Raw genomic sequence first — 25,845 nt, forward strand, 5'->3', positions numbered from 1 at the left:
CTGCTTTCAGGGTTGAGCTTCCCTTGCTTGCAGTAGGATTTGTGTGTAGAGTGCTGAACTGACTCTAAAGGCGGCTTGCTGCATCAGAGCATCCAAGATGGGTTGAACTTGTGGAATCAGTTGGCGTTGCTTTGCAACCAGTAGAACGCCGAGAATTCCGATAATTGGGATGCCTAGTTTTGCCGCTTCTTGTCTGCCTCTGCGCTCATCAATTAGAAGTTCATCGGCTTGTTGTTCTAATGCCAGCACGATTGCATGGGATTCGCCTGGATCAAGTTTTTGATCTTGCTGTAGGGTGTTTGCCATTGCGAGATTGACGATCGCTTTTGTTTCAATCCAATCGAGTGACAAAACTGCTTGAATTTCAGGACGTGAGGCATTGCTGAGTTCTTGTGCAACGACATCGGGAATCAGAACTTTGCCATAAATGCTCTGAAGTAGCCAAAGATGATTGACGATCGCTAAGTTGCCAATTGCGGAGGTGTCACTGACGATGATCATAGCCAGCCGCGTTCTTGTAGGTGTTGCACGTCCTGTTGAAATTCTTCGACATCGTAATGAATACAGATGCCGCGATCGCTAATCAGCTTTTGGAAGTCCATGACGTGCATTGCTGCGATTTTGCTGGCACTGCCAAGAGTAACGCGATCTTGCTGGAAAAGCGCGATCGCGAGTTCGGTGCGAAGGTCGGCTTCGGTGAATTGAAGAGAGTCGGGAAGGTCGATCGTGATTTGCATGGGTCGAATAGTGAGAAGGGATGATTTGATTTTAGCTTGAGGCTCTCTTTGGGCGTATTTCTGTTGCCGCTTTGCGGATGCCTGTAGCGATTGCACTAAATGCCTCATCCTGATTGCTCCAAGTCGTAACCGCTTTTGCGCCTTCGCCATGCGCGATCGGAAGCGCCTGAAGCTTGCCAAAGGGGGCAGATGTCCAGTCGCAGGGGCGTAGAATAATAGGAATGATGAGAGCTTCTTGCCTGTTGTGACGCTCGATCGCTCGGTTCATCTCTTTTTCGTAGCAATAGTCAGAAGCGAGGAAGTCGGCGCTAATCAAGAGTAGGATGATGTCGGCGGTGTTGAGGTGGGTATAGATCGCTTCTGCCCACTCGGTTCCGGCTGTGATATTGCGATCGTACCAAGAATCGATGATGCCTTGGCGCTGAAGCAGGGTGAGGTGGGTGTTGAGTTGGTCGCGGAGGATTTCGTCTTTGTGAGAATAGGAGTAGAAGAGGGTGAGCGGGGAGTTTTGAAAGCTAGTCGCCGTTTTATTTTCGGAGGTTGGGGAGTGGTTGTTTTCGATGTATGTACCGACTTGCTCGAAAATTTGGACTTTCTGAGCATTTGGGAAATTGTATTTGGAAGTTTCACTCATCGTCTCTTCTCTCGTCAATCATTTTTTCTTAGAGGGCTTCGTCTACATCCTGCAAGAAATGCTGTTAATGGGATAGGTGTAGCTAATGAGGATTACCGCCAGTGATTGCTGCGTAGGCTTTCAATATCTGCTCGATAGTCATCAATGTTGTAATGAGAATTGATGCCGCGATCGTAGAGTAATCCTTGAAACTCTAGCTGTTGCATTCCGGCGATGTGGCTGGCAGTGCCAAGGGTGACAAGTTCTTGGCGAAACAGTGCGATCGCGACCTCTCGTAGCCAGTCTGCTTGAGAGAGAGTCTTGTTTTGAGCAATTTCATCAGGGATGTCGATCGTAATTTGCATAATTCAGGCTCCTTAGTCGGGGTTTCACTCAGTTTGTCGAGGTAGGTAATCGCTGCTTTTGACCAGATGCTTTCTTCAGATTATTTCAAAAGTCGAGTGAAGCCTGCTTGTTCAAAATGGTGGTCGGTAGTGAGGGCTGATTGGATGTTGTGTTGTTGCATGATAATGAAGGAACTACAATCGACGAGCGACCAGGGCTTACCGGGGCGATTTTGGCAGAGTTCCCAGGCAGCTTGATCGACCGTGGGATCAATGTGGATACGGGTAATATAGGAATTTTGGCGAACGATATTGATGTGGTTGAAGATGCGATCTCGTGGGAGTCGATGCGGACTGTTGAGTAGTGCGACAAGTTCGGTGATGACGTAGTTGGTGATGATTTCAGTGCGGTTAGCGATCGCGGTGCGGAAATGCTCGGCAGCGATCGAGTAATGGGTTTCGGTGGGGACGAAAATGCTTGCCCAGCCAGAGGTATCGATGAAGAGATTATTCGGCATTGCGGAGTTCTTGAAAGAGGGCTTCACCAATGTATTGGTCGTGGTTTTCGGCGAGGTCGGTGGTGCCGAGATCTAGAGTGCCGATCAGGGAAAGCAGTTGATCGGTCGCGTTGGTTGAGGTTGCGGGTTGGAGGTACTGGTTGAGAGCTTGGATGATCAGTTGTTCAGGAGTAGTTTGGGTTTGAGCAGCTTGATGGATCAGGGTTTGCTGAAGGGCTTCGGGAAGGTCGATCGTGATTTTCATGATTCAGGCTCCTTAGTCGGGGGTTTCGCTCATTTTATCGAGATAGGTGATGGCTGCTTTTGACCAGACGCTTTCTTCGAGGTAGTGTTTAGCAACTTCTGCGAGGGTGGCTTTGATGGCTTGAAGATGGCGCTCTGGACTAAGCAGTTGTTGTCGGAGGGTGACAAATGGATGAGTTGTAAATTGTTGAATTTCTGTAAATTCGGCATCGAGAACGGTGAGGGCTTGGGATTCGGTCGTGACTTGGGGGTATTGCGTTTGAAGTTGAGAGAGTAAAAGTGTGAGGTCAGCGATCGCGGTTTTGACTTCAGGATCTGTGGGATGGTTGTTTTCGATGTAGGTAGTTACTTGCTCAAAGATTTGAACTTTTTGAGCATTGGGGAAGTTGTATTTAGATGAGTTGCTCATGATAGTTTGTTTTACTTCAATGACATTGGGATAGTTTTGGATGATTGTGGGAGAGAGATCGTTGTTTTGGGGAGTTTGTCGATCGTTCTTCTGTGCTTCCAAGTGAACTTGATAAATTTTATAGTCATAGTATTTGAGTCGCTTTTGAATCGATCCAATCACCCGCAGAAAACTTAAAGAAGAAGATGAATGTTGCCAGAATTTAGGTAGCTGTTGAGGGCTTGCTAACTTACTGAGAGCTTCAATTGCTTCTGCAACAGAATCACTAAAATTACTTTCTAAGATTACTTGAATTAACCTAGGGGTAGCTGCTTCAGACAATTCTTGTAGAGTAGATGCCGTGATAGGATAATCTGCAAATCTCCCTAGTACATATATTACTTTCCAGCAGATGTCTGGCTCTTCACAATCGATTGCTGAAAGCAACATTGGGATGGCGCGTACTTCGCCAAGATAACCTAGTGAAATAGCAGTTTGGCATCGATCATAGTAGCTATAGTCAGATCGCATTTTCTCAAGCAATTCAGGAAGCACCAAGTTTTCCTTTCCTGCTGCTTTCAAGGCATCAGCCACTACCCAAGACTTATCAAAACTCTGGTCTTGAAGTGCCTCAAGTAATCCTTCAATTGCGCCATCAGATTCTATTTTTACAAGTGCCTTAGCAGTGCGTATACAGATGTCAGTATCTGAATCTTCCTTCTCTAAAATCTTCAATAGTCCAGGCAGTGCGACTTCATCAGCCAGGTGTATAAGAATTTCTGCTGCTATTTCATAAATGTCTTCATCTTCTAGTGCTTGAATAACGCCATCAATCGCGCCAGGTGTTCCTATTTTTGACAATCCTAGAACAGCCGATTCACGAATAAATTCTTCATCTGATTTTAAGGCAGTAATCAATTGAGGTAAGACTTCTTCATATCCCAGAAGTCCGAGTATGAGAAATGTTATTTCATATAGATCGTCATCTTCATTCAAAGTGGAAAGCAAGATAGCAATAGCTTCTTTAGTATTTACTTTTTCCAACATCTTCACAAAGCTTTCTAAGTCATGAGTGCCTTGATTTTGAATTAATTTGTGGATCGAAGGATGGATATCTTGCTGAGCCGATAAAAGTAAGTCCCTCTTAGACATACTTGAACTCAATTCCATCGCTCTACGACGACTTGTAATGTTTTGAGAAAGAGGCTTGTCTGTGGATCTAACTCCTAGTTTCTCTAAGGCGCGTTCTACTTTATCTTTAATTTTACTATTTGCATTTGAAGCAATTTCCTGTAATCCCTTGATTGCAACTTCGCTCCTAACTTCTTCTAAAATTCGGACTGCTAAAGATTGAACGGAAGAAGGCTTACCATTAACTGCTTGAGGAATTTCACAGATAGCTTGATCACTGCCGATTCGTTCTAATGCTCGGAGGGCAAGAAGTAGAGTTTCTTCATCCTTTAGTGCTGCATGTAAATCTTGAATTGCGTACCGAGAGCGCATTTCACCTAAGAGTCTTATCTTCAAAACTTTTGAGACTTCTAACACAGTTACTAGGTTCAATGTTTTGGCTTGATAGTCTTCTTTTACATAACCTGCCAACCGTGCCCCTAACATTGAATCGACATCCAACGCTAGTCCTACCGCTCGAACTGCTTGCGCCTCATCCACTAGCGCTAGCATCAACGCCACAGGCTCCGTCCATTTCAGAAAATTCAAATACTCCCGCTTCAGTCGCTTATCATCCAACTTCGGCAACTGCTCTAATAACGCCTCTGCCGCATAATATTCCTGAATCAGTTGATGCCGAAACTCTAGCTCCTCTAGATCTGCACCCACCTGAATCAAATGATGCTTCTGCAAATCTCGTAAACACTTCCGTGCAAAATCCTCCGCATACGGGACTTTTCCTTCTAAGAATTGCCCGATCGCTCTAACCGCCTCTTCTTCCCGAATCGCTACCCGAAACTCCGTCGGCTTCTCCCCCTGCATCATCACCCAAGCCAACTGCTGAAGCACAGGTTTCCACCAAGCTCGATCGCTCTCAATCCGCACATCCTCTTTCAAAAACCGCTCATACCCCTGCGTAAACTCCCGAAACACTAACCCCAAATTCTCTGGAATCGTCCCGGTTTGCTGAAACAAGCCACACAGCATCCATAGCAGCAACGGCGTTTGCCCTAACTCGCGCAATCGATCCTTTAATTGCCGCAGCATTTGCTCCGCTTGCTCTGGTACATACGATCGAATAAATGCTTGCATTTGAGCTTCGGTGAGCGGCTGCATTTCTAATTTCTTTTCAATTCCCAAATCTCCGCCCAAGCTCAAATCGCGGGTGGTGAAGATCATCGGCAGTTTGGGATGGTTGCGGCGGAAAGCGGAAAGCTGCGATCGCGCCTCCTCAGACGGCAACTCATTCACCCCATCGAAGAGAATCAGCGATCGCTTCAAAGCCTCGTCAAGCAATTCCGCAGGGAGATCGTGCCGAGTGAACGAATCGCGGATCAATTGCTCGATCGACCCTTGCCAATAGCGCAATTCTACCAACACTGGAATCCTAGCTTGGGCTGTCGTTGCCTCTTCCAGCATCAATCGCGCCAACGCCGTAGATTTCCCCGATCCGGGTCGTCCCACTAACAACACATGCTGCTGTGCGTACTTGCGAATCCCGTCCAGCACTGAGAAGCGCTCGATCTTTTCCTCCTCTCGGCGATCGTCTTTCTTCACCGTTTGCACTATCAGCCCAAAGTCAAACGGAGGCGATCCTTGCTGCGCCTGCCGTTGCTTTCCAGCAGCATCCGTCAGCGTGTAAAGCTGCCACCACTTGGCATAAGCGGCACGAATCGACTCAAGATAGGGCTGGAACTCGCTCAGGTCACTCATGCGAAAACAGGGGTAGGCTCTGTTGTCTATGCTACCTCACCATTTTTTGCAATCAGGAAATTGTTTAAGATTTCTGAATGAAACAGTCTAGAGGATTCACCATGCTAGGGAGTTCTAAGAAAATCAAGTGAGCAAAAGAAATTCGAGAGGACAGAATTGAAGCGATCATAAGCATCAACTCCCATGAGGTGTCTCAAACGTATGTACTATATTATGGCTAGGAAATTTTCTGCCTGATTGTATGCCAGTCAAAGATCGCTACCACGAGAACGTAAAAAATGCCCTCATTAAGGACGGGTGGAGAATTACTGATGATCCCTTGCATCTAAAATGGGGCGACAAGGATATGTATGTCGATTTGGCGGCAGAACGGCTGATCGTGGCTGAACGGGGACAAGAACGAATTGCTGTGGAAATCAAGACATTTGGCGGTGCTTCTGATGTTGTGAGTTTGGAGCAAGCAATCGGGCAATACTGCGTTTATCGAGCCGTAATGGAAGAGACTCAACGAAATTACCTTCTGTATCTTGCTGTTCATGCTGAAGCGTTTTTTGATGTCTTGGACGAACCGCTTGGTAGACTGTTATTGAGAAAGTATGAGATTCCTGTCATCGTTTTTGATCCTGAGCGGGAGGTTATTCTGGAATGGATACACTGGAACACTACAGACACCTAGTTCAAACGATTCTGACTGAGCATACTCGCGTTCCCTTCAAAGAGAGCGATGTCAAATTTGAAACGGTTTTTGATACGAAGCAGGATCGCTATCTCGTCATGATGTTAGGGCGTGAACCTGTTTATGACCGTCCCTACATAGCGACGCGGCGAGTTCATAGCTGTCTAATTCACGTTGATTTTATTGGCGGCAAGATTTGGATTCAGCGGGACGGAACTGAGGAAGGAATTGCCTCAGAATTAGTTAAGGCAGGTATTCCCAGAGATCAAATTGTTCTGGGCTTTCGATCTGAGGAGTTGAGGAAGGATACAGAATTTGCAGTGCAATAGCCGTCAAGGTTCTACATCTGCGATTAGAGCAAAGCTTAACTCCGAAGGAACCGCTGACTTTCAACTCTCTGAATGAATTGAGTCGCTGAACGTTGCCTTTCCGAAACACTCTTACAAGCGCGATCGACAATTGCCTGAACATATTGCTCTGCCTGTTGAGGTTGCATCGTTTCAACCCGTTCAGCCGTCATCAGCATCGATTGCACCAACTCTACAGGTTGACCTAACCGTAATGCTCGTTTTGCCGATTCTAAAAGAATTGCAGTTGGTTCGCCCGTAAGTCCTTGGCTGTAGTGGCGCGAAAGTTGAGCAGGATTTTGATGTCCCATTTGAAGTAACTTTTGCCAAGTAAAACCATCGGGAACAGGTAAGGATTGCGATCGCCCAATCTCCTTCTGAACCAGTCGAATAAAGTCTTGATCACCCGCAGCGATCGTAGTTCTTCCTGGCATTGCCGCCCATTCCTGAAGCGCTTTTGGTACAGAGTCAGTCATGGCTAGGTAGAGCGATCGTCCAGAATGTTCGAGCCGAGCGATATCGAGTTGAGAAAGTGCAGACACTTCGTGAAGCGCAGCTACCGCGTCTTGTGGAGTTTCGACTAACACCACACGATTTAGCGATCCTCGTCCTGTTACCCAGCCAATCCCTGAAAAATCGCTAGACTGGACAGAGACAGGCATTGAGGTTGAATTTTCCAGACTTTGGAAAATTGGATGCGTTGATTCTAAAAAAGATTTTTCCAAACTTTGGAAAATTATTGGTTCGGAGGAGAGTCGTTGACGTTCTTCCACTGCTCGATCGAGTGTGTCAGCGAGGTGATCGATTGCGTATGGGTATTCAATTGTTCGTGCAAGTTCTCCAAGGTATTCGTGAGCATTTGTAAGGACTGCTGTAAGTTGGGATCGGGCGTTTGCAAGATAGTCTGTAACTGATGCGTTTGATCGGTGAATGCCTGCTGCAAGATCTGTAATGCTTGCTGCAAAGTGGGATCGGGTTGCTGTAATTGCTGCAATAGTTCCAGATAAGCCTGAGTGTTGGCTTGCACCATCCGCCGTAAATTGTTGAGCGATTCCTGTAAGCTCTGCGCGGGTCGCTTCGGTCGTTTCGTCCGCGTGAAGCGCCTCAACTCGACGAGGAAACTGCGCGAATAAGTCACGCACTGATTCATGCCATCGTGTAAGGTCGCGAGCGATGGGGGTAATGGGTTGAGTTGGGTAGTCAATTGATTTAGGTGTTGTTCGATTGCTGTGTTGCTTTGAATGGTTTGATTCTCTAGGGTTACTAGACGATCGCTGAGACTCTGAACCGATTGATTGAAGCTGTCTTGCTGATTGCACAAAGCGGTGAGCAAGGTCGCGATCGCGTCTTGCCGCTCGTTCAGCGCGGTGAGCAAGGTCAGTAAAGCGGTCTGTGAGGCTGAGTCGAGGGGGCAGTCGGTCATGATCGATGGGATGAGAATTTTTGAGGAGGGATTGAACAGCGATCGTAAGATTGTGGCTATGAGATAGGCTTTGAGCGATTCCTACGATAAATTGCTGTTGATGAATTAGGAAACTAGACAGAGCAGATTGGTTTTGAGCCATTGGAATCGCAGCAGCATTCACACAGTGACTCAGGCGATTCAGAGTGGGGTTAAGCACGATCGAAGCCGTCGAGATTGCCTCAGTTTCTTGCCATCTCTGAAGCTGGGATAGAAGTTGTGTTAAATGAGCGGCGATTGACGTTGAATTTGCTGAAGCCGCTCTTGAAGGCGTTTCTCCTGCTGTTGAAGAAGCAGTTTCACGGTTTTGGCGGATGGGAGTTGCGAAGTCGAACTCATCGACTTTTGTTGAATCAGATCCCGAAGTTGCGCGAACTCTCGCTGATTCGTTTGAGTTAGAGAATTGAGGCTCTGCTGAAGCTGCTGAAGTTGATGTTCTAGATGAGAAAGATTTGAAGTCATAGGACGCGATCGCATTTACTGAGGAGGTGGGTTGAGTTGCGTGGATAACTGTTGCTGCAAGCTGTTCAGTTGTTCTAATTGCTTGCCCAACGAGGTTTGTGAGATTAGCAGTGTCTCGAACTGCTGACTCAAGTGCTGCTGTCCTTCGGTGTTGATTTCCAGATATTCGGTAAGTCTCGTCAAGCTTTGCTGCAAGGCTTGTAATTGCTCGACTAAGGGGTTGGGTGACGAATTCGATGACTTGCTGCTCAGAATATCGCTTAATTCCTTCAAGAAGGTTTCGAGCGTATTCTTCAACTCGGTTTGGTCGGCTCGAAGTTGTTGCAGGGCAATCAGATTGGTTTCCTGCCAGGTGTAGATGCTCTGAGTCAAGTTCTGAAATTCGGTTTGCTGCTGACTGAGAATCTGTGGCAAATTCACCGAGCTTGGCAGATCGGAGGGTAGGGGTTGAGTCATAAAAGTGAGCCTTTGCTGAAGCATTCCGCAAATCAGCAAATAAAGCTGAAATGCGATCGCTATATATGATGAGATTGTCTGGAAGAGCAGGTAGACTCTGAATCCATCGCGTGAGAGAAATCGCAACTGGATCAACCACAAAAAGCTGCTTGAGATCCGGCGGTGGGGTATCGCTCGGAGTCAAAATTCGAGCATCTTGGAAAAAATAGCTTTGATTGGGGTCAAGCTGTCCAATTTGTCCACCTGAATATCGAATTGCCGCAGTCGTGTCAGTGATTGCTGCGATCGTAAAGTGAGAACCGTACTGATGCGGCGTTGTCCACTGCAATCGATCGCCTAAGCCAATGGCCATTGGGGACGGTCGGTAAAGATGCTTGCGAAATTGTCGAGGTGCGATCGTCAACTCAGCTTCGGAAGAATCTCGTAGCGTAAAGGTTTTAGCATGAAGCGCAACGACAGTGTAAAATTCTCCTTTGCTCAGTCCCAAAGCTGGATAATGATACCGAGGCACAACAACATCATTGACCTGAAATGACTGGAGCCGAAGTGCTTGAGGAACAGTAAGGGGTTTCGGCTGAAGTTGCCAAAGCGTGATAGCTGATTTGTGGGCTTGTTGAGCTTTAGCAAGATCTTGTTGGATTTGATTGCGTTCCACTTCGTCGGCAATAAACAAGACAGATTGCGCGCGATCGCTAGGCTTCAAACCAAGATAAGCATCGATTGCTGCTTGGGATGAATTACTAGATTCAATCACGCGATCGCATTCCAAAAGTTGAGCAAATCCGTTCAGAACATTACCTTTTGCGATCGCCTGAATCGCTGGAGCAACATCAATGACTTCAGAAGACTGCCGATCTGGGATTGCCCAATACTGATTCCCCAGTGCAGTGAGTTTTCCGGTCTGCTGCCATTGTTGAAGTGTTTCCAGAAAATCTTCATAGCTAAAAGGCTGAACTCGATCAAAGATTTGATGTTCTAATTCTGTCTGTGAAAAGAGCGATCGCGTTTGCGTACAAGTCGCGATCGCATTCATCACGATTGCATCGATCGGACTACTAATTGTAGATTGCTCGGTTGGAGCAGGATGGCGAATCTCTAGCTGAAGTGCCGCGTTTTGAGCTTGCCACCATTCATTCAGCTCAGCAAAATCAATGTTCAAAGTCTTATAGGGACGAGTTGCAAGACACGCCCATTGCTTCATGGCAGGCGTTGCCGATTCTCCCACAAGCTGCAAAATCTGCTGACGACGCTTACTAAAATGCTGAAGTTGCTCTGGTTCATATCCAACAAGCTCAAAATGCGAATCAGGACGTAGAACAATTTCATAACCAAGTTGACGAACCTGATCAGCAAGCGCATTCGTGTACATCGCACTGAGCAAACTGCGATCGCGGTAAATCCCTGTATTGTCGATCGTTCGCCATTCTCCATTCGCAATCTGAGTAAGATTCGCCACGACACAATGCGTATGCAGGTGAGGATCGTGAGCGCGAGATGTGGTGTGTGGAAAAGTCGCAATGACTAAATTTTGAGTGGGTACGAGTTGCCGCTGTCCCTGCTCACAGAGTCGAGTGTAGGCGTATCGTTGTTCGATGATTTGTAGAGTTTGTGCGATCGCTTGAGCATGAGCAGCAATTAGCGCGTCTTGTTGATCCATCAATGCTGCTAAACTGATCGATTTTGGAGCGTTGAATGTTAAATCAATTCCGGCTTGATGGTGAGCATGAATCTGTCGTCCTGGAAGAGATTCACCTGTGGGAGCAAGTCCAGAGAGAACATTTGAAAACGCGATCGCATCAACCGTTCCAGTGCATCCAAGCGCGATCGCGCCTTGTCCACACCACTGGCTCAGTTCTGCGATACCAGATCCAGACTGATTATCCTGTGTGAAATAGTGAACGCTACGCTGAGGATGAGCGCGACCTAGAGAAAGCATAAAGTCATTGGAATGCTAGGAGCCAAAGAACCGCACTTGGACTGAAGCGGCACAAAGGTAGAGAACATTGCTCAAAGATTTTGATCTGAGCAAATGATTCGTGACTGAAGAGCTGAATGATATTTGATCGTATGCTTGAAAGGTATATCTAGCAATAGTTTAGCTGTGCTTTTCTAAAATTTTGTGCATTAGGTGTGCAAGCGATCGAGTAGTGATTCGGAGCGAGTTGCTCTAAAGTGCGTTAAAGTGCGCCGATACTAGAGTGAAACATGCCTTCAATGAAAGAGATTGACGCTAAAGTGCTTCAAAGTGCGCGATTTCTCGTTTTTATGTAGAGTCGTAACAATGCCGACTTTCTAGCATCTGATGTTGGCAAAATGAGGAAGCAAGTAGCAATTGATGATAGCTCTGCTTCAAAGGACAATCGCTCAAGCTTGTAGACGCAGATTTTGAGTTACTAGCTTGACCGTCAACTCATTTCTTCATCAGCATTGACCCATGTTTCACTCTGGCGAAACTTTCATAGTGCATTGTGTCAGTGCTGAACTGTTGTTTAACGAATAACAAACCGATGATTCAAACCCTGATTGATCTGGGGCAGTCTTTGACCAAGGTTGTATTTAGCGATCGCGGTCGATTGGACTACCTCCTAATGAGTCCTGAAGTCACCAGTTCCTTGACTAAAGAACATTTACAGTTACTCCAGATGCACACTGCAACCGCTGCGCCTGAAAATGCAGCTTGGCTAGAAGTGGGCGATGAACTACGAGTGGTTGGTAGCGCGGCTGAGAATTTTGGCGGCGATACCGGAGCGGATGAACGAAAAGAGCGACGAGCCGTGTTGAAAACGCTGGCAGTGTTGGGCGCAATTCGAGAGAGATCGCAGCTACCCAGTCAGCTAACCGTTCAAGTTGGATTATTGCTTCCAATGACAGAATTTACGGACGCTTTAAAGGTTTGCACAAAGATTCAAGAAACTGCCGCAGATTTTTCTTTTCGGGGGCAAACTCTGAATTTATCGATGCCGCTTTGTAAACCTTATCCAGAGGGATTTGGATTGTTTCTAGGGCGACGCAGTGAACTGAGTTTGAGAAATATTGCTCCAGACTCGCGCACGTTTTTAGTCTTAATGTTGGGACATCGAAACGCCTCGATTTTGGTATTTCAGAATGGGCAACCTCAGCCAGGGAAATCTACCAGCAATGGACCTGGATTCAAAGAAGCGATCGAGAGTGGGGCTGCTGTGCAAGGCATCCTGGCAAGAGACTATGGAAAACTACTTAATGCTTTTGTGAGCCAAAATCCCAAGGTTGTCTTTGCTGGAGAAAGTCAAGTGCGAGATGTGAGTGAAGCTTTGAGAGTCGGACGGGCGACCTACTGGGGGCAACTCGAAAGCTTTCTGATCAATAACTTTGTTCGACATATTGATTCAACTTGCGAAGTCATTATCGGTGGCGGTGCATCAGCCTTAGTCAAATCTGAGTTAATCCAATTTCTGACTCAGCTTGGAGTTGAGGAAGCTCGTCGGAGTTTTGGTGAAGGAGTACGGCGCGGAATTGCTGATCGCTTTGGACACGATAAGTTCGCCCTAGAAAACCCTTTAAGCATTCGGATGGTCGATGCCTTTGCTGCATTCCAACATTTCCAACGTCAGCAAGTTCCTGTCTAATCTGAAACTCAGCAAAATGACAACAGCACCCAAGGTTAGTAAAAGAAAAACAGTCTTGCGGCTCTCGGCGGTCGAAGACTCAGAGTGGGAATTGCTGTACCACTACATTCTCACCAGTTCTAAGTTGGGATCGCGGGAGCTAGTGAATCGATCGCTCCGATCGTTTTGGCTCCCCTTCGCTTACCGAGAGACAGAAAATTTTTCTGAAGCCGATCTCAAAGAAGTAGCACTCGACTGTTTAGCCCAGCTATATGCCCAGATGTTGCTCATCAGTGAGCGGTTTGAAGTTACGCCTCAATTTATGAATCAATCTCCTCACGCAGGAAGTGTGACAGCAACCGCGATTTCAAATCTTCCTGATAGTCAAGACGTACCGGAACCAGAAGCCCCGATTTTGAATTCACCTGAATTTTTTGACTATGATGACAGTGCGTTTATGAATATGTTGCGCTCATAATTGCGATCTCCTATTGGAGATAAAAACATGGCTGAATCGCGCTCTTCAATTGATGCAAGCGTGTACCGACTCGCTTATTTAGGTCTTGCTCGACAAGTGACAGGTCGAGCAGCACTTACAACTGAAGAATTGCATCACGAATATGGTGGTAAGCCAGATGCCCAAAAGCTCGATCAATCGATCGCACAGTTAGCCTTTCAACAAGGATTGACTAAACAACAGGTGTTTGATTTGTTGGCAGTTAGCCCACAGGTACAATATCGGGTTAAACAAGGACAACCGATCGATTTAATCAAACGTTACGCAGCAAATGTAGTTGAGCAAACTCAGCCAAGAGCGACGCAAGGTGAACTCGCTCAACAACCAACATCTACCAAATTTCAGAATCGAGGTTGAAGGCTTTGTTCACTCTCAGGAAATAAGGAATAGTCGGGTCAGATGGTGCGGAGGATCTCGGAGATGTGTTCAGTCACGAGATCGGGGCGGGACAGAAACGGGTGATGACTGGTCGGCAGGTCGATCGTTCTAGTAGCGCGGGCGGCGTGGAAGCGCTGCAAATCAACCGATGTGCTGCGATCGTCCATGCAGACGAGGTAGGTTGAGGGGCGACCTCGCCACGCTGCACGAGTCGTTGGTGTGCCAAATGCGCTGACCGATTGCGAGGTCACCCGTTCCCAAGCACCGTTCCGGATCGTCTCATCGGTGAGATCCTGCCAGAAGCGATCGCCGCACGATGCGGCAGTGTAGCCGAAGAGACTAATCGTGCCATCGTCGTTCGGAGCTATCGCAACGGGGTCGTGTTCGCCGCTCATGATCTCGACCTGTGACTGTCCGATGTCAGGAAGGTAGGAGGTGATGTACAACAGATGGCGGACAGCCGGATGATCAGCACCCTCGGCGATGACAGTGCCGCCATAAGAGTGACCGACGACGATGGCGGCATTAGTCTGGTCGAGTGCCTCTGCCAACGCTTGAGCATCCTCGATCAGTCCTGCGAAACCGGGAACGGAGCCAGTTCCTTCCCCACATGACGGCAACTCGATCGCTCGACTCCTTACGCCGATGCGGTCATGCACCTGCTGGGCGACCTGCTGCCACCACCACCCGCCATCGCGCACTAGCGCACCGTGTACGAACAGAATCTCCACCATATCGAATCCTCCTCAGTTTTTATTCAATCAACTTCTCCAGTGAGTGGAGCGTTTGTTGTTCTTGGACGTTAAATTGCAATTGCCATACTATGCCACCATCAGTTCAGACTGAGCTTGCAGCGTTGAGCGATGTGCTTGACGAAGCTCCCAAGAATCAATCACCTGATCAATCAAACCGTACTCCACGGCTTCTTGTGCTGACATATAAAAATCTCGCTCAGTATCTTCCTCAATCCGCAAGAGCGATTGCCCAGTGTAGTTCGCCATGCGCTGATTGATCTGCTGCTTGATGTAGAGAATTTCTTTCGCCTGAATCTCAATATCCACAGCTTGTCCCTGTGCCCCGCCCGACGGTTGGTGGATCATAATTCGGGAACTGGGCAAACTGCTCCGCTTGCCTTTCGCACCCGCACCGAGCAGAAACGCACCCATACTTGCAGCAAAACCATAGCAAATCGTGCAGACATCAGGACGAATGTGATTCATCGTGTCATAGATGCCTAATCCATCATATATAGAACCACCCGGAGAATTGATGTAGAGATAGATATCTTTGTCCGGGTCTTCGGCTTCGAGAAACAACAGTTGTGCGACAATGCGGTTTGCCATTTCGGGCATGACGGGTTCTGCCAAAAAAATAATTCGCTCTCGCAGTAACCGAGAGTAAAGGTCAAAGGCACGATCGCCTTGACCCGATGGTTCAATCACAGTCGGAATCATCATGTGAGTTCCCCTAAGATGAAGTGGATAGTTGAGGAAATTTGTTCTTGCCCTTCAAGCGATCCATGCGATCGCTGATTCGAGTTCCAGTAGGCGCTTGAGGTCAGACAGGCGCATTGTCCATCTGTCGCTGTTGCTGAGGTAGCTTTGGGCTTCCAGTCGATCGTGGATCACGGTCAGTTTCACCTGATATTCAGATGGCTCTAGTAAGAAGCGCACACGCGATGGCTGTGTGTGATCAAAAAACTGAAAGGTATAGGAAAGTTGATGCGGTGGTTCAGACTGCAAGACTTCACCAACAGTTTGCAATTCACCTGCTAAGTTGACTTTCTCTACAGGCGAACCGACTTGCCAATCTGACTGTAGTTGTCCTTCTTCCCAATAGTGTTGAACGAAGGATTCGCTCGTGATGGCTTCCCAGAGTTGTTCGATCGTCGTGGCAATGTAGGTTACGTAAACAAAGGTCGGTTTACTCATGGTCAGTCTCCTGAGAGGTTCCTTCGAGGGTGCGCTTGAGTTGACTCAAAGCATCGAGTTGATGACGATCGTACTTGCTGAGCCAGCGATCGTAGATCTCTTGAATCGGGACGGGATTGAGGTAATGTAACTTTTCCCGCCCCTGCCAGACGGTGACAACAAGATGGGCAGTCTCTAGCACCGCAAGATGTTTACTGACCGCTTGCCGCGTCATGGCAAGATGTTCGCAAAGTTCTCCTAACGTTTGTCCATTGTGGCTATACAACTGGTCGAGCAATTCTCTCCGACTGGGATCGGAGAGGGCTTTAAACACGGCATCCATATCTCTCTATTATGCAACTATTTGGTTGCGTGTCAAGCGATCGCTTCTATGAGCGCATGGGCTTTATCGAGCCTCGAAGATTCGGCGACTGTTTTGTGTATCGTCTGAACCGAGAAGGTTGGCACTTTAACAAATGATGAATCTCGATCAGATTTGGCGATCGCTAGTGTTCTAATCAACATAAACGAAGGCAAAAGGAGTTCTGATGTCGAAATCATTCCGTTCTATTACTTTAATTGCCGTTGCGATATTAACAGTTTTCATTGCTGCAACATTGACTCCAGCATTGACTGCTCCATCTGCTCAAATGGCTCCTGCGGGTTCAGTGGCTCGGATGTGGCATGGTCGCCTTCCAGTCGCAAAAGCTGAGGAGTACACAACCTACATCACGGAAGCTGGATTGAATAAAATTCGTAAGATCAATGGCAATCTCGGTCTGCAAATGTTTCGGCGCACCGAGAACGATATTGCAGAGTTTTATGTCATCTCTTACTGGAAATCTCGCGATGCGATTCGCAACTTTGCCGGGAATGACATTGAGAAAGCAAGCTTTCTGCCAAGGGATCGTGAGTATTTAATCGATCCTGAACTGCGCGTCAAGCACTTTGATGTCGTTGTAGATAAATAGCGATTGAACGAATTGGAAGAAGACAACGGTATGAACATTGTCAAAGTCACTCAAATTGAGTTTGAGGAATGGCTTCGCTTAGCCTTAGAACTTTGGACAGACTACTCTGCTGAAGAAATGCGGACGAGTCTAACTGAAATTCTCCACTCTCCCCGTCAGTTCGGTTGTCTAGTCAAAACTGAGACAGGAAACGCCATTGCATTCATGAATCTTTCGCTGCGGTCTGACTATGTTCCCGGTGCGACTCAAAGCCCTGTTGCGTTTGTCGAAGGAATTTATGTTCAACCTCAGTATCAGCAGCAAGGAATTGGTAAAGCGCTGATTCAGTACGCAGAACAATGGGCACGATCTCAGGGTTGTACCGAGTTAGCTTCCGATGCTTTACTAGAGAACACAGCGAGTCATGCGTTTCACCGTCAGATCGGCTTTCAAGAAGTGGAACGCCTGGTTGCCTTTATCAAACCCATTGCATCTATGAATGAAGCTGAATATGCGCCTAATTAGCCTTAGTCAGCGACACCAATCGTTTTAAGCTCACCGTTTGAGAAGTAGAATATCTCTGAGCCGTAGCCCACTGCTTGATTAAACCACTTGATCGCTGACAACTTGGAAGCCGTGCGCGCTTTGTACTCATTGGGCGATCGCCAAACTTCGATCGCAGGTTGAGCAATAAACGCCTCTCGCTCTGGAGTGTTCCGCTTCAAAGGGAAATACTCACGATTCGCTGGACCTTGCTCACCACTCCGTTTCAGCAGCATTGCAACGTACACGGGTTGGCGAATACCCGCAGGCGGTCTGGGATAATCTCGCACGATCGCGCTCTTAAAGGTTTGATTGCCTTGATTGATCGCTAGACGGAACTGTGACGTTTGTGTTTGAGGATTGACCAATAGCACAGCATAATCCTGCTGCTGGTCTTGATTGAAGTCGGTGGAAAAGATGCTACAGGTATAGCTAATTTTAGGACGATTCGGTTGCCTCGATTGCTGCTCAAGTTTTTGAATAACTGGAATAAAGTCGTTGGGTTGGGCTAAGCGCAAATCACCAAAGGTCTTTTGCAGTGCGGCAGGCACTTCACCTCGACACTGAATATCAGGGAGACTGGCTGAGGGAGAATTTGAGGATTGAGTGGGCGTTCGACTCAAGGCAGAACAGGCTGATAGTAAAATGAAAGCGGCTGGCGCGATCCGGCGTAACATGGAACACCTCTCAAAGGCTAAAGTCAGATTCACTATTTAGCAACGACTTAGAGAATTCAACTCGGTTGTAAAAGGTTCGGACGTAAACAGATTGCTGAAGTTTCTTTCTGTATATCCACATTGGCTAAGATTCGCAATTGCTGCCGCTTACTCAGTAAAATCAATGCCCATACTAAAAAGAAAGCGATCGCATGAACATCTTGGCAATTTGGAATTGAGGACTAATCTTCTACTAACGCTATTTACCGAGCGCGATCGTAAACAATAAAGTTGCAATCAGTGAAGCGATCGTTCGCACATGGTTCCAGAGCGTCCAGTTCGTTAGATATTTAGACCATAGCGTTGCACCTTCAGGACTACCTGGTTTGACACTTGCCAACGCATCGTTCAACGGTACATTGAATGCGATCGTGACTCCAATCACACCAATTAGATAGAACAAACTGCCGATGAGCAAATAAGCAGAATGAGGCTGACCCCACTTTAACGCTGTCAAGATTGCTAGAAAAAAACAAACCACAGCCGTTCCAAACAGTGCCAGCATAAACAACGGATTAATCGCTGTGATATTAATCGATTGCATGGCAGCAATCCCCTGCACAGGTTCGATTCGCGCCAGTGCAGGCATCACCAAAGTCGAGAAGGCAAAGAAAACGCCAGCGACTAGCCCACTACCGATCGCGGCGATTAACGTTAGGGTTACGAGATTGTTATTAAACATGATTAATCTCCCCATACTTCGTTGTGATGGTCTGGTGTGCGAATCGCTGTGAGGCTAGCATCTGTACTAATCATAGTTCCTCGAACTTCACGCAGCCGACGCTCTAGGAAGCGGCGTTCACTCTCATTTGTCACGAGCGCCAGCGCACGGGTATAACTCTGGGCGGCAGCTTCAAAGTTTCCGATTCGTCGCGACAGATCGGCGCGGGCAGCATGGAACAGGTGATAGCTGTCGAGTTCGGGGGCAAGTCGATCCAGGAGAGTGTTCGCGACTTCAGATCCCTCAACCATCGCGGGAGCTTCGCTGTTGCTGAAGGCAATCGCAACTGCTCGATTCAAAGATACGATCGGAGATGGATGTAAGCGTTCCATCATCGTGTAAAGCTGAACAATTTGCGCCCAGTCGGTGTCTTCTGATCGTGCGACTTGGCAATGCAGGGCAGCGATCGCAGCCTGTAAAGCAAAAGCTCCCGTTCCACCCCGCAATGCTTCTTCAACCAACGGCAATGCCTCAGCAATTTGTGCCTGATTCCATCGGCGACGATCCTGATTTTCAAGCAATACCAAATCGCCCTGCTCATCAAGACGGGCATTGCGTCGCGAGTCGTGCAATAACATCAGTGCCAAGAGTGCGGTCACTTCTGACGGCGGTTGCGGGGACAGTAATGTTCTCACTAATCGACTGAGCCGGATCGCTTCTGCACACAAATCGGCTCTGATCAGTATCTCGCCATGGGTTGCCGCATAGCCCTCGTTAAAAATCAAATAAATCACCGTTAGCACCGCATCAATCCGGGCTTGCAAATCGCTCATCTCTGGCACTTTGTAGGGAATGCCTGCATCCCGAATCTTGCGCTTAGCCCGCACGAGTCGTTGCGCCATCGTCGGCGGGGGTACGAGAAAGGCACGGGCAATTTCGTCGGTTTCAAGTCCGCCCAGCATTCGGAGTGTGAGAGCCACCTGAGTCTCGATCGCTAGTGCCGGGTGACAGCAAGTGAACATCAGCCGTAAGCGATCGTCTGGAATTTCATCGTCATCATACTTTGGCTCCTCACTCGCCGGAATTAATCCTGATGCGGCATACCATTCCAGTTTTTCGCTTAGCCGTGATCGTCGTCTGAGGCGATCGATCGCTTTATATCTCGCAGTCCGAATCATCCAGGCACGGGGAAGCGTTGGAATCCCTTCGGACTGCCATTGATTTACCGCTGCCGCAAACGCTTCCTGGGCTGCCTCTTCCGCAATGTCAAAATCTCCGACCAGCCGAATCAGGATTGCAACAATTCGCCCCCATTCAGATCGATAAACGGCTGAGATCGCCTGACTGACCTCTGATTGTGGAGTTAGAGCCATACCAAACCTCAGAAATTTTGAGCAATATGTCGATTTGAGTCATTCCCATTCGACTGACTTACAACCATGAGAGGGCATCACGATCGTACTCAATCCAAAAATTTTTGAGCAACCTGTCGATCTGAGCCACTGCCGTTCGACTCACTGATAAAAGGAGGCAAGCGAATGAAATATGTGCTGCTGATTTACCTGGAAGAAAATGCCCTCAATGACACCGAGCGAGAACAATGCTATGCCGACTCCGCCCAACTCGCACAGCAACTGAACTCGAACGGGCAGTATCTCGCCACTGCTCCACTTCATCCTGTCGCAACGGCAACCAGTGTCCGGGTGCGTGAAGGGAAATCCTTCGTGACCGATGGACCATTTGCAGAAACCCGCGAACAATTGGGTGGATTTTTCTTGATCGAGGCTGCGGATTTGGATGAAGCGATTGCGATCGCCGCTCAAATCCCAGGCGCAAAAGTCGGCACGGTCGAAATCCGTCCTGTCATTGAAGTTGTGGGACTACCCGCATAGTAAGGAGAACGCTCATGCTAAACAATTACAACATCACGCCTTGTTTATGGTTCGACGATCAAGCCGAAGAAGCCGCTCAGTTTTATACCTCGATCTTTCGCAATTCCAAGATTGTTCACATCAGCCGATATGGAGAAGCTGGACAGGAAATTCATGGCAAACCCGCCGGAACAGTTATGACCGTAAGCTTTGAACTCGATGGGCAGCCATTCACAGCGTTGAACGGAGGTCCGACCTTCAAATTTAACGAGGCAATTTCCTTCCAAGTCTTTTGCGAAACCCAGGAAGAAGTAGACGATTACTGGCAAAAACTCTCTGCGGGTGGCGATGAAACTGCCCAGCAATGCGGCTGGCTCAAAGACCAATATGGAGTCTCATGGCAAATTATTCCTCACATTTTGATCGAGTTGCTGAATCATCCGAATGCGGCGATCGCTCAAAACGTCACCACTGCCATGCTGCAAATGAAGAAGATCGAGATTGACGAACTCAAGCGGGTCGCTGCTGGTTAATGATCAGCGCACCCCCAGTAATCCAACTCAAAACCAATCAACAGGAGATTCCACAATGAAAGTCATGGTTTTTGTCAAAGCAACCCAGGACTCCGAAGCTGGGACTATGCCAAGCGAACAGCTTTTGACCAAAATGGGGCAGTACAACGAAGCATTAGCTAAAGCAGGGATCTTGCTTGCGGGTGAGGGACTTCATCCTAGCTCAAAAGGGGTGCGAGTTCACTTCTCCGGAAGCGATCGCATTCCTCCAGAATGGCAGGACAAAATCATGCACGTTTGCCTCGATTTGGGAGAGCGACTCTTGATGGGATCAGACTGTCCGCCAGGATATTTTGAAGCTCCCCAGGGCTTCTACGCGCAGATCAGCATCGAAGACCCTACTGAGGCAGAACGAATTTTTCAGGCTTTAGCCGAAAACGGAACGGTCAAGATGCCCTTTGAGCAAACCTTCTGGGCATTTCGATTCGGAATGCTAGTCGATCAATTTGGCACACCCTGGATGGTCAACTGCGAGAAAGCGACTTGATGCTTTAGTTTACGAGCCTTCAAGCGAATCACAATTCACAACGATTAAAGGAGCAAAAACAATGGAAACCACGCAAAAACAACCGGAATCAACCCCGCATTCTGAACCCCAAAGAGAACATCAGTGGCTGCAAAAACTTGTTGGAGAGTGGAGCTATGAAACTGAAGTCACAATGGGAGCCGACCAACCGCCCGAAAAATCAACGGGAACCGAAACTGTGCGTTCTCTGAGCGGACTTTGGATACTCGCTGAAGGTCAGGGCGAGATGCCGGGTTGTGGTCTCGCAACGACGCTCATGACGATCGGCTATGACCCGCAGCAGCAGAAGTATGTGGGAACCTGGGTTGGGTCGATGATGACCTATCTCTGGCGATATGAGGGGGAACTGGATGCGGGGGAAACGACGCTCACGCTCTATTCTGATGGACCTGCCATGACGGGCGATGGGAAGCTAGCAAAATACAAAGACGCGATCGAGTTCAAAAATGACAATCACCGGGTCATGATCTCACATGTGTTAGGGGATGACGGGCAGTGGCAGCACTTCATGACTGCGAACTATCGGCGAAAGCAATAAGCTAGACTTGCCAGGGTAGAACTGAAGCATAGTTGCAAATCCCGGAAACGATAATCGCTAGTAGCAATTCTGGTGAAGCTCAAATCTTTGGACTTCACCAGAATGATTTGATAGTAAAAGCTTAACCCTAAACAGCAAAGTAGTCCCTATCCAGTTGCATGACTGTCCGAAGTGCCTGAAAACTATCTTGCATCGAAACTGTTTCTGGGATTAAATCCACAGGCAGATGAGTTTTTTCAATCAGCCAATTGACGACAACTCCTTTTGCCACTCGACGAGAGGCATCATCAAGTTGAGTCTGAGTTGTTTGTTCGGCATGAGCAATCAGCCGATTCACAGTTTGCCAAGCGGTAATGCGATACTGAATATAGAGTGCAGCCATGATCAACGGCATCCTCGAAAACATCATCGTTTTCGTGCTAACGAGCCTTCAAGATTGAGCGCAGATCTGGCACAATGAGGCTGAGTTGGGGGGATCAGAACCATGCCAGAAATTAGAGATTTTGGAGTCAGCATCGAGGAATATTTGGAAGGATTGGAAGCAGGGATCGATGTTTTGGAACTCAAGCGATTAGAAGCATCCGGGATTCCGACATCGATGGCACTTGAAGTCATGACCATTGCCGATCGCGTTCAAGCTGGAACTGCCACGCCGGAAGAGATTGTCAGAGGACTTCAAATTTTGACTCCTTCGATGCGGCGACAACTCATTGAGGAAGAGAATTTATAGATCGCTTTCAGCCAGCCTGATAAATGCTCCAGCACGATCAATTTGTGTGGTCGCTTCAACGATCGTTACTTGAACACTCGCATCATAGTCAGCGCGAGTTCGAGACTGTTGAGCTTGAATCAGGTAGCGATGAAACTCAGCTGGAATTCGTCCTGTACTCGCAAAAATTTCACCAAACTTGCTGATCACGACTGAGTGTTTCGAGAAGTTCAAATTTTCGCCCATAAGAAAGGCTTCGGCAACATAGAACATGGTGTAGTAAGCACGAGAAACTGCAACCGAGTAAATTGCCGCTTCCGATAGAATCCGAGCAGCAAGCAGACTTTCGCGAGCTTTAGCAAGCAATTGCTCTTGTTCTAAATTCAAACTTGTACCCCCTCATGCTCAATATTCCGCAGAAGAGCTGTGTCTGAAGTGCAGAATTGCTGATCGGAAATAAAAACAGGTGTGATCACAACAGAATGTTCGAGACAGAGCGTTGCGATCGCTTCCGCTGTCCGCTGATTTTCTGCCCAAGCATCGACCGGGGACTGCAATATAACGAGAACATCGATATCAGAATCCGGTTGCGCGTCTTGTCGGGCTTGAGAACCAAAAAGAATCAGCATTTGTAAGCGATCGCCGTAGATCTGGGTCAGCGATCGTCGCAATTGTTGAAGAATTGTATCAAGATGAGGGTGCGTCATCGTTCTCTCGCCTAAGATTCACGGGATTCAGAAATCGCATCAGGTCAAATGCGCCATCGAACCACTCCAACCCTAACTTATGTCCAGGATTTACAAGTTCCTGTCCAAATCTTGATTTCCCTCAGCTTCCAGCTGTTCAAAGTTCGGATACGCCAAGATCGGTGCTTCGAGCGTAGCGCTGGACGGGTCGATCGTGTCTTTAATTGCGCCCATCGTCGTTGCCATGAAAATATTCTCAGCACTCAGGGCAGCCATTAAGGTAGCAATATTTCGAGTCTTCCAGTAGTTGCCTTCATCGTCTACCTCGCAGCAAACCCCCAGTTTTTGCGCTTCGTCCAGGATTTTAACAATGGCTAAATGACAGCGCAGAAAATTCTCTTGCCCGCCGTACTGAGGGTTACTCGCATACTGCGTCTTGCAAAATCCAGTCCAGATCCAATCGTTGGTTTCCCCAATCTCGCTGTGTGTTGCTAACCCAAATGCAGCCGTTTCAGAGCCTTGTCCTGGCAGTGTATCGAAGGCAATCAGGTAAGTCGAACTTCGCCAAGACATTCCATTCATCGCAATCTCAACGGGCTTAATACCGCGCAGTTTCAAGAATACATACGGGTCATCGAGATCTTCCATATCAAAATGGCAAGCTTCCCCTTGCAGTTCGACCCATTCATCGACCTGAGCAAAGGAGAGATCGAGTGCCAAATCTCGCAATGCTGTGACGATCGCACGAGCCTGCTCAACGGTTGCCGTGATGCTAAATTCGTAAGAAATGTTAAGCCCCATCTTCAGATATCAATTCTTTTTATTCAGATTATCCACTAAACCCTAGCTCAGTACATGAGTTACGACATGATTAATCGTTGACCGATACACTCATCAGCGATCGACCACATTGTAGATAAACTGAGGGAATTGCTGGTTCATAGTTTCCTCCCGATAAAGTACCTTGCGTACAGTTCAAGTTGTTGCACCTACATTACAGTGAGCCTTGAATCATTTGACTATAGTAAAAAGAATTAGTAAGCCTTGAGATCATGAATCAAACGCTTCACAACCGGCTGAAAGCTGCTCTTGAAACTTCTCTCGATCAAACTTTTGGAGCTGTGGTTGCTGTGCGGATCAATGGTAAACGACTAATTGAGACAGGCATAGGCTACCAAGACCTGAACCGTGAGATCTCAATGCCCACTGACGCAACCTTTTACATCTACAGCGTCACCAAGAGTCTTTTAGCGACTGCAATACTTCACCTCGTTCGCAAGGAAATTCTCAATCTTGATGCTCCCGCGCAGTATTACCTGCCTGAGCTTTCGTTAGATCCGACAATCACGATCCGCCATCTACTCAGTCATACAAGTGGACTCTCAGACTATGGTGAAATGCCCTCTTACTTTAATGCTGTCAAAACAATGCCTTCAATTCCGTGGTCGAGAGAAACATTCCTTGACATTACTCTCGCTCAACGCCTGCGCTTCACGCCAGGAACAGACTGGGCGTATTCCAATCCTGGTTATCTCGTCCTTAGATATATTCTCGAACGAGTAACTCACCTCTCTCTCCAACAACTTTTACATCAAGTGATTTTCGCTCCCCTTGCTCTACAAAAAACTTTTGTGCCTAAGAGGGTGTTTGAAAAGACAATCAAGGGGGTAAAAAAGCTCTCCGGTTATACGCTGTAGATACATAAAACACACAGCACCGAGAGAGCAACATGAGTAAATCATATCCGAGTAATTTGAGCCATGCTCAATATGAACTGTTGCGAGATTTGCTGCCCGAAGCAAAACCGGGCGGACGACCGCGAGAAGTGGATTTGTGGGAAGTCCTGAATGCGATCTTCTACATTCTGGTTGAAGGGGTGCGTTGGAGATCGTTGCCTGGAGACTTTCCGGCATGGCAAACCGTCTATACCTACTTTCGCAACTGGCGCAAAGATGGAACCTGGATCAACGTTCATGATTGTCTGTATCGTTGCAGTCGGATTGAACAGGGACGGATGCCCAGTCCATCGGAAGCCGTGTTGGATAGTCAGTCGGTGAAAAGCGCTGCGGGTGTCCATGAAGCCGTGGGCTTCGATGCCGGAAAGATCATTAAAGGACGCAAGCGATTTATCACCGTCGATACGCTGGGACTGGTTTTGCGCGTGTTTGTGACTGCTGCTAGCACCCCAGAACGCGAGGGCGGCAAAACGGCGCTGCAACGAGTCCGAAAACAAGGCAAAGCCGTATCTCGATTGCACACGATCTGGGTCGATGGCGGATTTGATGGCGCACCGTTCATGCAGTGGGTCATCAGTATCTGCTATTGGCTTGTCCAGGTCGTCTTACGTCCTGAGCAAACCAAAGGTTTCGTCTTGCTCAAAAAGCGCTGGGTGGTGGAGCGGACAAACGGTTGGATCATGCACTGTCGTCGCTTAGTGCGAGACTATGAGCTACTGCCGGAAACTTCGGAGACTTTTATTTATCTGGCGATGATTCGCATCATGGTGAGGCGTTTGGCATAAAATTTGACCCGATTCAACTTTTAAAACACCCTCT

Annotated in this window: 33 protein-coding genes; 14 read left to right on the forward strand and 19 right to left on the reverse strand. The window is 47.8% G+C overall.

Translation table 11 applies throughout. The features are described 5' to 3' along the window. Nucleotides 1-6 precede the first annotated feature (6 nt). From NIES2104_RS28055 to NIES2104_RS28085, 7 genes are all read right to left on the reverse strand, one after another. Entirely contained in the window at nt 7-501 is a 495-nt protein-coding gene (locus tag NIES2104_RS28055; RefSeq protein ID WP_059002228.1) for a DUF3368 domain-containing protein, read from the reverse strand. Continuing rightward, a complete protein-coding gene (locus NIES2104_RS28060) occupies nt 498-737 on the reverse strand; it encodes a UPF0175 family protein (RefSeq protein WP_059002229.1) in 240 nt (79 codons plus the stop codon). Before NIES2104_RS28060 ends, NIES2104_RS28055 begins: the two co-directional genes overlap by 4 nt. 31 nt (nt 738-768) lie before the next feature. Then, nucleotides 769-1,371, reverse strand: coding sequence for a toll/interleukin-1 receptor domain-containing protein (locus NIES2104_RS28065; protein WP_059002230.1), 603 nt, complete (start codon nt 1,369-1,371; stop codon nt 769-771). 92 nt (nt 1,372-1,463) lie between these two features. Then, entirely contained in the window at nt 1,464-1,715 is a 252-nt protein-coding gene (locus NIES2104_RS28070; RefSeq protein ID WP_059002231.1) for a UPF0175 family protein, read from the reverse strand. Between the two features lie 80 nt (nt 1,716-1,795). Then, nucleotides 1,796-2,212: a type II toxin-antitoxin system VapC family toxin gene (locus NIES2104_RS28075; protein WP_059002232.1), complete on the reverse strand. Its 417-nt coding sequence runs from the start codon at nt 2,210-2,212 to the stop codon at nt 1,796-1,798. Further along, on the reverse strand, nt 2,202-2,456 hold the full coding sequence (locus NIES2104_RS28080) for a hypothetical protein (RefSeq protein WP_059002233.1): 255 nt from the start codon (nt 2,454-2,456) through the stop codon (nt 2,202-2,204). Before NIES2104_RS28080 ends, NIES2104_RS28075 begins: the two co-directional genes overlap by 11 nt. A 12-nt stretch (nt 2,457-2,468) precedes the next feature. Beyond that, the gene (locus tag NIES2104_RS28085; RefSeq protein WP_059002234.1) at nt 2,469-5,726 is read right to left on the reverse strand and encodes a HEAT repeat domain-containing protein; all 3,258 of its coding nucleotides are present in this window, start codon (nt 5,724-5,726) and stop codon (nt 2,469-2,471) included. Nucleotides 5,727-5,967: 241 nt separating this feature from the next. On the opposite strand from NIES2104_RS28085, the gene NIES2104_RS28090 reads away from it, so the two are divergent. Both NIES2104_RS28090 and NIES2104_RS28095 read left to right on the forward strand, forming a co-directional pair. Beyond that, nucleotides 5,968-6,402 (forward strand): XisH family protein, encoded by a 435-nt coding sequence (locus NIES2104_RS28090; RefSeq protein WP_059002235.1) that lies wholly within the window; start codon nt 5,968-5,970, stop codon nt 6,400-6,402. Continuing rightward, nucleotides 6,372-6,731, forward strand: coding sequence for a XisI protein (locus NIES2104_RS28095; RefSeq protein ID WP_059002236.1), 360 nt, complete (start codon nt 6,372-6,374; stop codon nt 6,729-6,731). The genes NIES2104_RS28090 and NIES2104_RS28095 overlap by 31 nt, the downstream gene beginning before the upstream one ends. A gap of 35 nt (nt 6,732-6,766) precedes the next feature. Here NIES2104_RS28095 and mobF read toward each other — a convergent pair whose 3' ends face one another. Beyond that, nucleotides 6,767-11,065, reverse strand: coding sequence for a MobF family relaxase (gene mobF, locus NIES2104_RS28100; protein WP_059002237.1), 4,299 nt, complete (start codon nt 11,063-11,065; stop codon nt 6,767-6,769). 571 nt (nt 11,066-11,636) lie between these two features. On the opposite strand from mobF, the gene NIES2104_RS28105 reads away from it, so the two are divergent. The 3 genes from NIES2104_RS28105 to NIES2104_RS28115 are packed head-to-tail and all read left to right on the forward strand — an operon-like array spanning nt 11,637 to nt 13,587. Beyond that, nucleotides 11,637-12,734: a ParM/StbA family protein gene (locus tag NIES2104_RS28105; RefSeq protein WP_059002238.1), complete on the forward strand. Its 1,098-nt coding sequence runs from the start codon at nt 11,637-11,639 to the stop codon at nt 12,732-12,734. A 16-nt stretch (nt 12,735-12,750) separates the two neighbouring features. After that, on the forward strand, nt 12,751-13,191 hold the full coding sequence (locus tag NIES2104_RS28110; RefSeq protein WP_059002239.1) for a hypothetical protein: 441 nt from the start codon (nt 12,751-12,753) through the stop codon (nt 13,189-13,191). Nucleotides 13,192-13,218: 27 nt separating this feature from the next. Next, complete coding sequence (locus NIES2104_RS28115; RefSeq protein WP_059002240.1) at nt 13,219-13,587, forward strand: hypothetical protein; 369 nt, start codon at nt 13,219-13,221, stop codon at nt 13,585-13,587. A gap of 38 nt (nt 13,588-13,625) precedes the next feature. Here the strand turns inward: NIES2104_RS28115 and NIES2104_RS28120 are convergent, their stop codons facing one another. The 4 genes from NIES2104_RS28120 to NIES2104_RS28135 all read right to left on the reverse strand — a co-directional run bounded on the left by NIES2104_RS28120 (nt 13,626) and on the right by NIES2104_RS28135 (nt 15,861). After that, nucleotides 13,626-14,342 carry an alpha/beta hydrolase gene (locus tag NIES2104_RS28120; protein ID WP_202815231.1) on the reverse strand — a complete coding sequence of 239 codons (717 nt, stop codon included), beginning with the start codon at nt 14,340-14,342 and terminating at the stop codon, nt 13,626-13,628. Nucleotides 14,343-14,429: 87 nt separating this feature from the next. Next, nucleotides 14,430-15,062, reverse strand: coding sequence for an ATP-dependent Clp endopeptidase proteolytic subunit ClpP (gene clpP / locus NIES2104_RS28125; RefSeq protein ID WP_059002369.1), 633 nt, complete (start codon nt 15,060-15,062; stop codon nt 14,430-14,432). A gap of 54 nt (nt 15,063-15,116) precedes the next feature. Further along, nucleotides 15,117-15,539, reverse strand: a complete 423-nt coding sequence (locus tag NIES2104_RS28130) for an SRPBCC domain-containing protein (RefSeq protein WP_059002241.1) — start codon at nt 15,537-15,539, stop codon at nt 15,117-15,119. Then, complete coding sequence (locus NIES2104_RS28135) at nt 15,532-15,861, reverse strand: helix-turn-helix transcriptional regulator (RefSeq protein WP_059002242.1); 330 nt, start codon at nt 15,859-15,861, stop codon at nt 15,532-15,534. The genes NIES2104_RS28130 and NIES2104_RS28135 overlap by 8 nt, the downstream gene beginning before the upstream one ends. Before the next feature lie 205 nt (nt 15,862-16,066). Between NIES2104_RS28135 and NIES2104_RS28140 the strand changes: the two genes are divergently transcribed. Then, nucleotides 16,067-16,489, forward strand: coding sequence for an antibiotic biosynthesis monooxygenase (locus NIES2104_RS28140; RefSeq protein WP_059002243.1), 423 nt, complete (start codon nt 16,067-16,069; stop codon nt 16,487-16,489). A gap of 30 nt (nt 16,490-16,519) precedes the next feature. After that, entirely contained in the window at nt 16,520-16,993 is a 474-nt protein-coding gene (gene aac(6') / locus NIES2104_RS28145; protein ID WP_059002244.1) for an aminoglycoside 6'-N-acetyltransferase, read from the forward strand. Between the two features lie 2 nt (nt 16,994-16,995). Here aac(6') and NIES2104_RS28150 read toward each other — a convergent pair whose 3' ends face one another. The 3 genes from NIES2104_RS28150 to NIES2104_RS28160 form a co-directional block, all read right to left on the reverse strand. Then, nucleotides 16,996-17,688, reverse strand: a complete 693-nt coding sequence (locus NIES2104_RS28150; protein WP_059002245.1) for a hypothetical protein — start codon at nt 17,686-17,688, stop codon at nt 16,996-16,998. Nucleotides 17,689-17,926: 238 nt separating this feature from the next. Then, on the reverse strand, nt 17,927-18,409 hold the full coding sequence (locus tag NIES2104_RS28155; protein WP_059002246.1) for a DUF1772 domain-containing protein: 483 nt from the start codon (nt 18,407-18,409) through the stop codon (nt 17,927-17,929). Nucleotides 18,410-18,411: 2 nt separating this feature from the next. Then, on the reverse strand, nt 18,412-19,761 hold the full coding sequence (locus NIES2104_RS28160; protein ID WP_082690163.1) for an RNA polymerase sigma factor: 1,350 nt from the start codon (nt 19,759-19,761) through the stop codon (nt 18,412-18,414). Between the two features lie 165 nt (nt 19,762-19,926). On the opposite strand from NIES2104_RS28160, the gene NIES2104_RS28165 reads away from it, so the two are divergent. The 4 genes from NIES2104_RS28165 (at nt 19,927) to NIES2104_RS28180 (ending at nt 21,895) form a co-directional block, all read left to right on the forward strand. Continuing rightward, complete coding sequence (locus NIES2104_RS28165) at nt 19,927-20,280, forward strand: YciI family protein (RefSeq protein ID WP_059002247.1); 354 nt, start codon at nt 19,927-19,929, stop codon at nt 20,278-20,280. A gap of 14 nt (nt 20,281-20,294) precedes the next feature. Then, nucleotides 20,295-20,792: a VOC family protein gene (locus NIES2104_RS28170; protein WP_059002248.1), complete on the forward strand. Its 498-nt coding sequence runs from the start codon at nt 20,295-20,297 to the stop codon at nt 20,790-20,792. A 55-nt stretch (nt 20,793-20,847) separates the two neighbouring features. Continuing rightward, the gene (locus tag NIES2104_RS33140; RefSeq protein ID WP_082690164.1) at nt 20,848-21,318 is read left to right on the forward strand and encodes a YciI family protein; all 471 of its coding nucleotides are present in this window, start codon (nt 20,848-20,850) and stop codon (nt 21,316-21,318) included. 61 nt (nt 21,319-21,379) lie between these two features. Further along, nucleotides 21,380-21,895, forward strand: a complete 516-nt coding sequence (locus tag NIES2104_RS28180) for a DUF1579 domain-containing protein (protein WP_059002249.1) — start codon at nt 21,380-21,382, stop codon at nt 21,893-21,895. Nucleotides 21,896-22,022: 127 nt separating this feature from the next. On the opposite strand, the gene NIES2104_RS28185 is transcribed toward NIES2104_RS28180, so the two are convergent. Further along, nucleotides 22,023-22,277, reverse strand: a complete 255-nt coding sequence (locus tag NIES2104_RS28185; RefSeq protein WP_156427127.1) for a hypothetical protein — start codon at nt 22,275-22,277, stop codon at nt 22,023-22,025. Between the two features lie 102 nt (nt 22,278-22,379). Between NIES2104_RS28185 and NIES2104_RS28190 the strand changes: the two genes are divergently transcribed. Continuing rightward, the gene (locus NIES2104_RS28190) at nt 22,380-22,625 is read left to right on the forward strand and encodes a hypothetical protein (RefSeq protein WP_059002251.1); all 246 of its coding nucleotides are present in this window, start codon (nt 22,380-22,382) and stop codon (nt 22,623-22,625) included. Here the strand turns inward: NIES2104_RS28190 and NIES2104_RS28195 are convergent. The 3 genes from NIES2104_RS28195 to NIES2104_RS28205 all read right to left on the reverse strand — a co-directional run bounded on the left by NIES2104_RS28195 (nt 22,620) and on the right by NIES2104_RS28205 (nt 24,091). Continuing rightward, on the reverse strand, nt 22,620-22,991 hold the full coding sequence (locus NIES2104_RS28195; protein WP_059002252.1) for a HEPN domain-containing protein: 372 nt from the start codon (nt 22,989-22,991) through the stop codon (nt 22,620-22,622). The two genes, NIES2104_RS28190 and NIES2104_RS28195, sit on opposite strands and share 6 nt — an antisense overlap. Continuing rightward, nucleotides 22,988-23,311, reverse strand: coding sequence for a nucleotidyltransferase domain-containing protein (locus tag NIES2104_RS28200; protein ID WP_059002253.1), 324 nt, complete (start codon nt 23,309-23,311; stop codon nt 22,988-22,990). Before NIES2104_RS28200 ends, NIES2104_RS28195 begins: the two co-directional genes overlap by 4 nt. A gap of 90 nt (nt 23,312-23,401) precedes the next feature. Continuing rightward, on the reverse strand, nt 23,402-24,091 hold the full coding sequence (locus tag NIES2104_RS28205; protein ID WP_059002254.1) for a hypothetical protein: 690 nt from the start codon (nt 24,089-24,091) through the stop codon (nt 23,402-23,404). Nucleotides 24,092-24,342: 251 nt separating this feature from the next. Between NIES2104_RS28205 and NIES2104_RS28210 the strand changes: the two genes are divergently transcribed. Together NIES2104_RS28210 and NIES2104_RS28215 are read left to right on the forward strand one after the other, a co-directional pair. Next, nucleotides 24,343-24,987 carry a serine hydrolase gene (locus tag NIES2104_RS28210; protein WP_059002255.1) on the forward strand — a complete coding sequence of 215 codons (645 nt, stop codon included), beginning with the start codon at nt 24,343-24,345 and terminating at the stop codon, nt 24,985-24,987. Nucleotides 24,988-25,019: 32 nt separating this feature from the next. After that, complete coding sequence (locus NIES2104_RS28215; RefSeq protein WP_058997871.1) at nt 25,020-25,811, forward strand: IS5 family transposase; 792 nt, start codon at nt 25,020-25,022, stop codon at nt 25,809-25,811. Nucleotides 25,812-25,845 lie beyond the last annotated feature (34 nt).

The sequence above is a fragment of the Leptolyngbya sp. NIES-2104 genome, from assembly GCF_001485215.1.
Classification (GTDB): Bacteria; Cyanobacteriota; Cyanobacteriia; order Leptolyngbyales; family Leptolyngbyaceae; genus Leptolyngbya.

What these genes read in the sequence shown, in the direction of transcription:
- NIES2104_RS28055 (WP_059002228.1), bottom strand. Translation starts at nt 501, where the DNA reads ATGATCATCGTCAGTGACACCTCCGCAATTGGCAACTTAGCGATCGTC.
- mobF (WP_059002237.1), bottom strand. Translation starts at nt 11,065, where the DNA reads ATGCTTTCTCTAGGTCGCGCTCATCCTCAGCGTAGCGTTCACTATTTC.
- NIES2104_RS28060 (WP_059002229.1), bottom strand. Translation starts at nt 737, where the DNA reads ATGCAAATCACGATCGACCTTCCCGACTCTCTTCAATTCACCGAAGCC.
- NIES2104_RS28200 (WP_059002253.1), bottom strand. Translation starts at nt 23,311, where the DNA reads ATGACGCACCCTCATCTTGATACAATTCTTCAACAATTGCGACGATCG.
- NIES2104_RS28170 (WP_059002248.1), top strand. Translation starts at nt 20,295, where the DNA reads ATGCTAAACAATTACAACATCACGCCTTGTTTATGGTTCGACGATCAA.
- NIES2104_RS28105 (WP_059002238.1), top strand. Translation starts at nt 11,637, where the DNA reads ATGATTCAAACCCTGATTGATCTGGGGCAGTCTTTGACCAAGGTTGTA.
- NIES2104_RS28180 (WP_059002249.1), top strand. Translation starts at nt 21,380, where the DNA reads ATGGAAACCACGCAAAAACAACCGGAATCAACCCCGCATTCTGAACCC.
- NIES2104_RS28210 (WP_059002255.1), top strand. Translation starts at nt 24,343, where the DNA reads ATGAATCAAACGCTTCACAACCGGCTGAAAGCTGCTCTTGAAACTTCT.
- clpP (WP_059002369.1), bottom strand. Translation starts at nt 15,062, where the DNA reads ATGATTCCGACTGTGATTGAACCATCGGGTCAAGGCGATCGTGCCTTT.
- NIES2104_RS28215 (WP_058997871.1), top strand. Translation starts at nt 25,020, where the DNA reads ATGAGTAAATCATATCCGAGTAATTTGAGCCATGCTCAATATGAACTG.
- NIES2104_RS28150 (WP_059002245.1), bottom strand. Translation starts at nt 17,688, where the DNA reads ATGTTACGCCGGATCGCGCCAGCCGCTTTCATTTTACTATCAGCCTGT.
- NIES2104_RS28075 (WP_059002232.1), bottom strand. Translation starts at nt 2,212, where the DNA reads ATGCCGAATAATCTCTTCATCGATACCTCTGGCTGGGCAAGCATTTTC.
- NIES2104_RS28065 (WP_059002230.1), bottom strand. Translation starts at nt 1,371, where the DNA reads ATGAGTGAAACTTCCAAATACAATTTCCCAAATGCTCAGAAAGTCCAA.
- NIES2104_RS28130 (WP_059002241.1), bottom strand. Translation starts at nt 15,539, where the DNA reads ATGAGTAAACCGACCTTTGTTTACGTAACCTACATTGCCACGACGATC.
- NIES2104_RS28135 (WP_059002242.1), bottom strand. Translation starts at nt 15,861, where the DNA reads ATGGATGCCGTGTTTAAAGCCCTCTCCGATCCCAGTCGGAGAGAATTG.
- NIES2104_RS28160 (WP_082690163.1), bottom strand. Translation starts at nt 19,761, where the DNA reads ATGGCTCTAACTCCACAATCAGAGGTCAGTCAGGCGATCTCAGCCGTT.
- NIES2104_RS28110 (WP_059002239.1), top strand. Translation starts at nt 12,751, where the DNA reads ATGACAACAGCACCCAAGGTTAGTAAAAGAAAAACAGTCTTGCGGCTC.
- NIES2104_RS28190 (WP_059002251.1), top strand. Translation starts at nt 22,380, where the DNA reads ATGCCAGAAATTAGAGATTTTGGAGTCAGCATCGAGGAATATTTGGAA.
- NIES2104_RS28205 (WP_059002254.1), bottom strand. Translation starts at nt 24,091, where the DNA reads ATGGGGCTTAACATTTCTTACGAATTTAGCATCACGGCAACCGTTGAG.
- NIES2104_RS28120 (WP_202815231.1), bottom strand. Translation starts at nt 14,342, where the DNA reads ATGGTGGAGATTCTGTTCGTACACGGTGCGCTAGTGCGCGATGGCGGG.
- NIES2104_RS28090 (WP_059002235.1), top strand. Translation starts at nt 5,968, where the DNA reads ATGCCAGTCAAAGATCGCTACCACGAGAACGTAAAAAATGCCCTCATT.
- NIES2104_RS28155 (WP_059002246.1), bottom strand. Translation starts at nt 18,409, where the DNA reads ATGTTTAATAACAATCTCGTAACCCTAACGTTAATCGCCGCGATCGGT.
- NIES2104_RS28165 (WP_059002247.1), top strand. Translation starts at nt 19,927, where the DNA reads ATGAAATATGTGCTGCTGATTTACCTGGAAGAAAATGCCCTCAATGAC.
- NIES2104_RS33140 (WP_082690164.1), top strand. Translation starts at nt 20,848, where the DNA reads ATGAAAGTCATGGTTTTTGTCAAAGCAACCCAGGACTCCGAAGCTGGG.
- NIES2104_RS28185 (WP_156427127.1), bottom strand. Translation starts at nt 22,277, where the DNA reads ATGGCTGCACTCTATATTCAGTATCGCATTACCGCTTGGCAAACTGTG.
- NIES2104_RS28070 (WP_059002231.1), bottom strand. Translation starts at nt 1,715, where the DNA reads ATGCAAATTACGATCGACATCCCTGATGAAATTGCTCAAAACAAGACT.
- NIES2104_RS28095 (WP_059002236.1), top strand. Translation starts at nt 6,372, where the DNA reads ATGGATACACTGGAACACTACAGACACCTAGTTCAAACGATTCTGACT.
- NIES2104_RS28080 (WP_059002233.1), bottom strand. Translation starts at nt 2,456, where the DNA reads ATGAAAATCACGATCGACCTTCCCGAAGCCCTTCAGCAAACCCTGATC.
- NIES2104_RS28085 (WP_059002234.1), bottom strand. Translation starts at nt 5,726, where the DNA reads ATGAGTGACCTGAGCGAGTTCCAGCCCTATCTTGAGTCGATTCGTGCC.
- NIES2104_RS28115 (WP_059002240.1), top strand. Translation starts at nt 13,219, where the DNA reads ATGGCTGAATCGCGCTCTTCAATTGATGCAAGCGTGTACCGACTCGCT.
- NIES2104_RS28140 (WP_059002243.1), top strand. Translation starts at nt 16,067, where the DNA reads ATGTCGAAATCATTCCGTTCTATTACTTTAATTGCCGTTGCGATATTA.